Here is a 430-nt window from a genome sequence, read left to right as displayed (position 1 = left end):
TGGGATAGGTCTGATGCCAGTTGTTGGCGAACTCATTCAGTTTCAGTTCGGCTGCTTCACGGTTGGCGGCCCGATGAACTTGTTTAAAGTCACTGATCACGGCCTTGCGGTCTTTTACGCGAACTTTGTTCATCAGATTCCGCCCAACATGAACCAGGCAACGTTGTCGTTTGGCTTTAGGGAAATGCCGATTCAAGCCTTCATCCAAACCAACTAACCCATCGGCCACAAACAACAGCACATCTTTAACGCCCTGCTTGATCAAGGTTCCCAGCAGTTCAGTCCAGATTCCAGTCGATTCCGTTGGCGCCACTTGGTAGTTCAGCACTTCTTTCGTACCATCTGGACGAATGCCAATCGCAATATGAACGGCTTCTTTTTGAACGGTATCCCGCTTTAACGGCAAGTAAGTGGCATCTAAGAAGATGGC

1 protein-coding gene is annotated in these 430 nt (G+C 49.1%); it reads right to left on the bottom strand.

The genetic code is table 11. From position 1 onward, the window contains the following. Positions 1–430 (bottom strand): transposase (locus KGF65_RS16870; protein WP_216788275.1); only part of this gene is annotated, 430 nt, incomplete at both ends.

Source organism: Lactiplantibacillus sp. 30.2.29 (assembly GCF_018991255.1).
Classification (GTDB): domain Bacteria; phylum Bacillota; class Bacilli; order Lactobacillales; family Lactobacillaceae; genus Lactiplantibacillus; species Lactiplantibacillus pentosus.
Note: the sequence above shows the minus strand (reverse complement) of the source record. Positions and strands in the feature narration are given on the sequence as shown.